The sequence below is a fragment of the Streptomyces sp. NPDC002573 genome (assembly GCF_042889625.1).
In the GTDB taxonomy this organism is placed as follows: Bacteria; Actinomycetota; Actinomycetes; order Streptomycetales; family Streptomycetaceae; genus Streptomyces; species Streptomyces gibsoniae.
In genome coordinates this window covers 1-6,122 of sequence record NZ_JBIARC010000168.1, presented here as the reverse complement: position 1 = coordinate 6,122, position 6,122 = coordinate 1, and the positions used below count along the sequence as shown (strand labels likewise).

Here is a 6,122-nt window from a genome sequence, read left to right as displayed (position 1 = left end):
CGCCGCCTGAACACCCCACCTGCCCCGTCACGCCCGCGCACCGGCACGGCCACCCCGCCAAGCCGGCCACCAGCCTGCCCACACGACACCCGATCCGCCGGGAACGTCACGCTTCGCGTGACGTTCCCGGAACCCAGCACGAACCCCTATGAACCAGCCCCGCCAGGGTTGACGAAACAGATAGGGGCACGTCCCCGTTGGACGTGGGCCGGCTCTGCGAGGTACCCGTGGCGTGGTCGCCGCCCGCCGCCTTCGAGCCGTCGTCGGCGCCTCCGCAGGCGGTCAGGCCCAGCGTCAACCCGGCGGTGACGGCGGCCAGAGCGGCAAGACGGGCGGTACGGCGGGCACGGTGCGTGGTCATGATGAAAGCTCCCCCATGGTCGGTCAGGACGCGGCACCCCCTGCCCCCGCAGGGCGACCGGCCGCGTCGGCGGTTTCGCTGCACCCCATGAGATGACGCCGGGGCGGGCGTCGTTCACTCGGGTTTGTCCGCATTCGGTGACAAGACAACTGGGGGAACCGGGCGCAGGCACACCGGCGTTCACGCCGTGCCCGTCAGCGGTGCAGCGCCTGCGGCCGCCGCGGCACAGGGGAGGCCACCAGGTGCTCCCGCCCCGTCCACCATTTAGGGGAGTAGTTGACGCGGCTGGGAGGCCGCCGGGCCGCGTTCGACCTGGCCGACGCCGGGGGGGGAGAAGCGCCCCAACTCACCTGCATTGCAGGTCAGAGCCGTCTTCTCGCTTGTCGCCCCGCGTGCGAACGCCCAGAGCGCCAAGGCCGACAGTCCGTCCTACCCGGGGCGAAACAGACTGCGGCAACCGGAGCACACCGAGGGATCCGCCCCCGTCGGCTCCGGACGCCGACCCCACAGCATGACCCGTACCACCTCTCCGGCCGCCACAATGGCCTCATGCCCTCCAGCCCGCAGCACCCAGCATCCGCACCGAGCGGCTTCTCCCCCGCGGACGCCGAGGACCTCGCGCTGTAACAGGAGAAGTTCCGGCTGCGTCTGCCGAAGTCGCTGAACGAGTTGCGCGGCCCGACCCAGGGGGTCGTGGAGCTACCGCTGCACATGGCCTGGTCCGGGATGACGTCGTACGACATGGGCAAGCCTCGCCAGCGCATGGGTCTGTACCGCACCGTCCTGCACGAGGGCCTGCGCGACGACCTGCCCGCTACCTCAACCAGGACCTGCTCCTCCAGCTGTGGCCGGTACTGCGCACACTCGTCGGTCGCACCGTGCGCGCCGTATGGGACGACGCCTTCCCCCAGCTCACCTCCCGCACCCGGCCAGCCGCATGGCAGACGTGCCGGAGCTGCACACGCGGCTCCTGGCGGATGTGATCGCGCCCGGTTCCCCCTATCCACTGGTTCTCACCGGCGGATACGCCGTGCGGGCACACCACCTCGTGAACCGCCCCAGCCAGGACCTCGATGCCGCCACCGAGAACCCGGCGCCCATGGCCGACATCGCAACCACGCTCCGTGCCGGCCTGGAAGCCCGCGGCTGGAAGCTGCACAGGCTGGAGACCGCCCCACTGTCCGCTCGCTTCACCGTGACCGACCCAGTCACGGTGCAGCACTGCGAAGTCGACATCCTCAACGAGATCTTCTGGCGGCCGGTCGCCCAGAGCCCCTACGAGCCCGTCCCCGCGGAGGATGACGTGATCGGGACCAAGGTCCGTGCCCTCGCCGACCGCGGAGCCCCCCGCGACCTGATCGACGTGTTCGCGGCCCCCCGCCGCTGGACCAATGCCGAGCTCGAGGAATTCGGCCGGCGCCACGCACGCGGCCGCTTCGAGCGCGAGGATCTGCAGTCCAACCTCACGGGCGCCGAGTGAACCGACGACGAGGCCTTTGCAGCCTACGGCCTGGACGAGCCCACCATCACCGCTCTTCCTACCTGGGCCGTGGAGTGGGCCGACGACCTCGCGGCCCGGCTCCTCGAAGAGTCCGATGATCCGGACACTGACCGATCGAATCCGGACCAACAGAGTCGATTGAGTGAGCTGGGTGAAGCCTGGCCCAGGCGCTCCTGAACCAGGTTGTTCACCCACGGATCTTCACGGTCACGCTGTATCGGCCCTCACCGCCGATGCAGCGCCGGGCCTCGCCGCAACTGGTGCGGCGGGCTGTGATGTCTGCCGAGCCGGGTCGGACGGCGCGCAGGGTGAGTTCGACCGTGCCGCAGCCGGCACCTGGGGCACAGGTGTGGGCTGGTGTGACCCGCGGGGTGTCGGCGGCGGCCAGGACATCCGGTGCTTTGCTGGTGAGGTCGGACCAGTATGTGCTGTGCAGTGTGATCACCACCGAGGTGCCCACCGTGGCCCGGACGGTGGTGTGGTTCGCGCGCTCGTCCAGCCGGAGGTGTGCGGGCGTCGGCGTGACAGGCTGCGCCGCGTCGGCGCCGCAGGCCGAGGTGGCGGCGAGAGCCAGGCATGCGGCGAAGCGGAGTGCCAAGTGGGTGCGCGGGAGCGCCATGGACGGGGCCTTTCCAGGCGGTTTGTGCCGCTGGGACGGATCCGCCCCGGCGGTGGTTCCCTGCCGGGGCGGAACATGTCGTGCTGTGCCCGGGGAGTCCTGGTGGGGTCAGGAGGCGTTGAGGGCGGTGTCGTCGACCACGAAGCTGGTCTGGAGGCTGGAGTCCTCGGTGCCGGTGAACTTCAGGGTCACCGTCTGACCGGCGTAGCTGGACAGGTCGAAGGACTTGAGTGCATAGCCACTGGCCGCGTTCAGGTTGGAGTAGGTGGCCAGGGTGGTGGAGCCGACCTGGACGGTCAGTTTGTCGTAGGCGGTGGTCGTGGTGGTCTCGGCGGTGTCGATGTGCAGGTAGAAGGAGAAGGTGGCGCTGCATCCGGACGGGATGGTCACCGACTGGGACAGGGTGTCGGTGTGGGCGCTGCCGTAACCGTCCATCCAGGCCTTCCAGCTGCCCGAGTGGGCGGGCTCACCGGTGGAGTTGTCGATCACGCCGGTGCTGGCCGTCCAGGGCGCGGCGGTGCCGGTCTCGAAGCCGGGGTTGCCGAGCTTTTGGCCCGGGTTGGAGCAGCCGCCGCCGGTGGTGCTGATGGTCCAGGTGAACGAGGTGCTGCCGGAGGCGTTCGTGCTGTCCTTGGCGGTGACGGTGACGGAGGAGGTGGCGGCGGTGGTGGGGGTGCCGGTGATCTTGCCGCTGGAGGAGATGCTGAGTCCCGCCGGCAGTCCGGTCGCCGTGTAGGTGAGGGTCTGGCTCGTGTCGGAGTCGGAGCCCGTCATCTGCAGGGACACGGCGGTGCCCACGGTGCCGCTCTGGTTGCCGGGGTTGTTCACTGTGACCGTGTTGCCGGTGGTGCCGCCGACGATCGCGTGCGAAATGGCGCAGGCGTTGGTGTCGTTGGACCAGCTGGCCTGCTCGGCGAAGGTGCCGGTGCCCATCGTGACGTTGGCCGCTCCGCCCGTCTGGCCCGGAGCGATCCAGGCGCATTCGTCGGAGTTCTCCTGGCCGTTGTACGAGCTGCCGGTGTGGTTGGTCCAGCCGCCGGCCGGGTTCTGGTCCGACATCATCTCGTGCCACTCGTGGCCGAGCGTCATGGTCCAGCCGTCGAGGGTGCCGGGGGAGTTGACGAATCCGACGCCGCAGCCCGAGCCCGAGTCCATGTTGTACGGCTGGTTGCTGAAGGCGATGTCGCCGACGGTCGATGTGACCGCGCCGCCCGTCAGCGTGGTGTCACCGTTCCAGTCGTGCCACGCGCAGTACTGCCCCTGGTAGTTGTCCGGGTTGGTGCCGTGGGGCGACAGGATCACGTAGTACGCGTCGCGGTTCGACGCAGCCGTGGTGTTGCCGAAGTGGCTGGCCGCCTTCACAGCCTCGGCGCCGAGCTGGTGCCCGGTGGCGGCACTGGGTGACGCCCCCGAGTTGTCGTACCAGGTGCCAGCCAGTACGCCGCCGCTCTGGTAGGGGACGAAGTTGGCGTTCGCCGGGCAACTGGTCGCGCCGGTCGTCACGTTCGGGCCGTCGCACCACTGGGTCAGGTCAGCCGACCAGCGCTCGTTACCGGTGCCGATGTCCTTGAACATCTCCTGAGCAACGGGTGCGGCGCCCGCCGAGTCGCCGGAGAAGGTCAGGTCCCCGCTGCCGTTGGTGCTCTGCGTACCCCACTGGGTGCCGTAGAAGACCAGGTAGACCTTCGAGTGGCCGCTCTGGACACCGATACCGTCGATGCCGCCGCCATAGGACAGCGTCTCTGGTCCGGTCGCGACGCTCGCGGACTTCTGGGAGGCCGCCCATGCCTTCATCTTGGCATGCTGCTGAAGGGTCGGCAGTGCGCCGTGCCGGTACGGGTGCTGGTACGCGGGGCTGTAGGGGTTGGCGACGGAGCTGCTCGAAGCCTGTGATGGGGCCGACGCGGCCACCGCCTGGGGTGCGAGGGCCAGCATGCCGCCGGCTATCAGGGCTGCGGCCGACGTCAGCGCGGCGGCCCCGCGGCGGGTGAACTGCCGGAGCGGGTTGGGTCTGTGGCCCGTGTTCTGTGATCGCAAGAAACTGCCTTTCCTGGGGAGTTGGTGCCCTGTGGCAGGAAGTCCCCTTCATGTCAAGACCATGACAAATCAGCCATGCTTCGACAGGACGTGGGTCAACTGCTGCCGGGGGGGGCCTCACGTGGCGCACGTTCTTCGGGGCGAGCTGCCACCCCAGTCAGTGGTGGCCCCGCGATGCTACTGAGCGCCCGCCCCGACTGACTATCAGTCAACGGCAAAGCCTTTGCCTCGTTGAGCAATGCGGCGAAGCCCCAACCGCACTAAATCCAGACAGAGTTGACGTCGCCCATTCCCCGGCCAGGAAGACGGAGCGGATCGGCTATAGCGTGTGATGCCATGGACGTGGACGACGGATCAGTCAGTGACCTCACAGCACTGGGCTTGGCGCGCTACGAGGCACGGATCTACCTCGCGCTGGTCAGGCGCGAGTCGTACACCGCCGCCGAGGTGGCGCGTGAGGCGGATGTGCCCCGCCAGCGCGTCTACGACGTATTGGACGCCCTGGTGCGGCGTCGGCTCGCCACCGTCCGCCCGGGCCGGGTGGCCACGTTCTCCGCGGTCGCACCCGAGCTTGCCACCGCCCGGCTCATGGCGCTGCAACGCGAATCCCTCGAACGGCTCGAGCAAGTGTCCTCAGCACTCGTCACTGCCCTGCTGCCCGTCTGGTCCGACGGACGCACCAAGACCGACCCGCTCGACTACATCGAGGTCCTGCGCGATCCCAAGGCCATCGCCGAACGATTCGCCGACATCCAGGAACAGGCCGGACGTGAACTGCTGAGCTTCTCCCAACGGCCCTTCCTCGCCCCGGTCGCCAACACCGAGGGGATCGCGGCGGTACGCCGACTGCACAGGGCAGGCGGCCGCGCCCGAGCCGTCTACACCCATGACGCACTCGACGACGCCGAAGTACTGGAGCACGTACGGTGTTTCAGCGAAGCCGGGGAAGAGGCGCGATTTATCGCCGAGCTGCCGCTCAAGCTGATCATCGCCGACGCCTCGCTCGTGCTCTGCGACATGCCGGACCCGGTTGCCGGCACCGGCGCCACCACCGCGCTCTACATCGAACACCCGGCACTCGCCAACTGCCTGCAACTGGCTTTCCAGAACGTCTGGGACCGCGCCGATCCGACTGCCCGCGGACTCTAGCGTCTCCTGAACCGCCGGGTTCGGTGGGTGCCGAAACCGGTCACAGCACCCGGCACTGCGCCCCGCATCGCTGCTCGCGCTTCCCACGGCGCATGCTCTGCGGCTGACTGCGCTGGTGCTTGCGTCACACACCTCTGCCCAGCCTCGCCACAGCACCGACATGGACGCCCTCGCCCGCCTGTGCGGCCGCTCCCCCCACCAGACGGCGGAACTGCCGGACCGGCTGACCGGCAGCCGCACTCCAGTGCCGCATCAGGCAACGTTCGCCCCTGCGCGAGTCAGGGCATGCCCTGCCACCAGATCGAGGCGGTGGAAAGCTCCGCAACGCCGTTGCGTTAGGGATCTTGAGGTGGTGGCACCCCCCCCGCCTGAACAGTGGAAACGGGACCCCTGGTAGATCAGCTTGTGTCGAGCAAGGTGATCATCAAGACCAGGAGTCCCGTTGCTGGAGAAGT

Annotated in this window: 3 protein-coding genes and 1 pseudogene; 2 read left to right on the top strand and 2 right to left on the bottom strand. The window is 68.9% G+C overall.

The features are described from left to right. The first annotated feature begins 1,298 nt into the window (after nucleotides 1-1,298). Nucleotides 1,299-2,039 (top strand): annotated as a pseudogene (locus tag ACFYX0_RS46240) (nucleotidyl transferase AbiEii/AbiGii toxin family protein). A 10-nt stretch (nucleotides 2,040-2,049) separates the two neighbouring features. Here the strand turns inward: ACFYX0_RS46240 and ACFYX0_RS46235 are convergent. After that, nucleotides 2,050-2,481, bottom strand: a complete 432-nt coding sequence (locus tag ACFYX0_RS46235) for a hypothetical protein (protein ID WP_388981455.1) — start codon at nucleotides 2,479-2,481, stop codon at nucleotides 2,050-2,052. 108 nt (nucleotides 2,482-2,589) lie between these two features. Then, nucleotides 2,590-4,518, bottom strand: coding sequence for a putative Ig domain-containing protein (locus ACFYX0_RS46230; protein WP_388981452.1), 1,929 nt, complete (start codon nucleotides 4,516-4,518; stop codon nucleotides 2,590-2,592). A gap of 336 nt (nucleotides 4,519-4,854) precedes the next feature. Here ACFYX0_RS46230 and ACFYX0_RS46225 point away from each other — a divergent pair, with 336 nt between their 5' ends. Next, a complete protein-coding gene (locus tag ACFYX0_RS46225; RefSeq protein WP_388981450.1) occupies nucleotides 4,855-5,667 on the top strand; it encodes a TrmB family transcriptional regulator in 813 nt (270 codons plus the stop codon). Nucleotides 5,668-6,122: the final 455 nt, after the last annotated feature.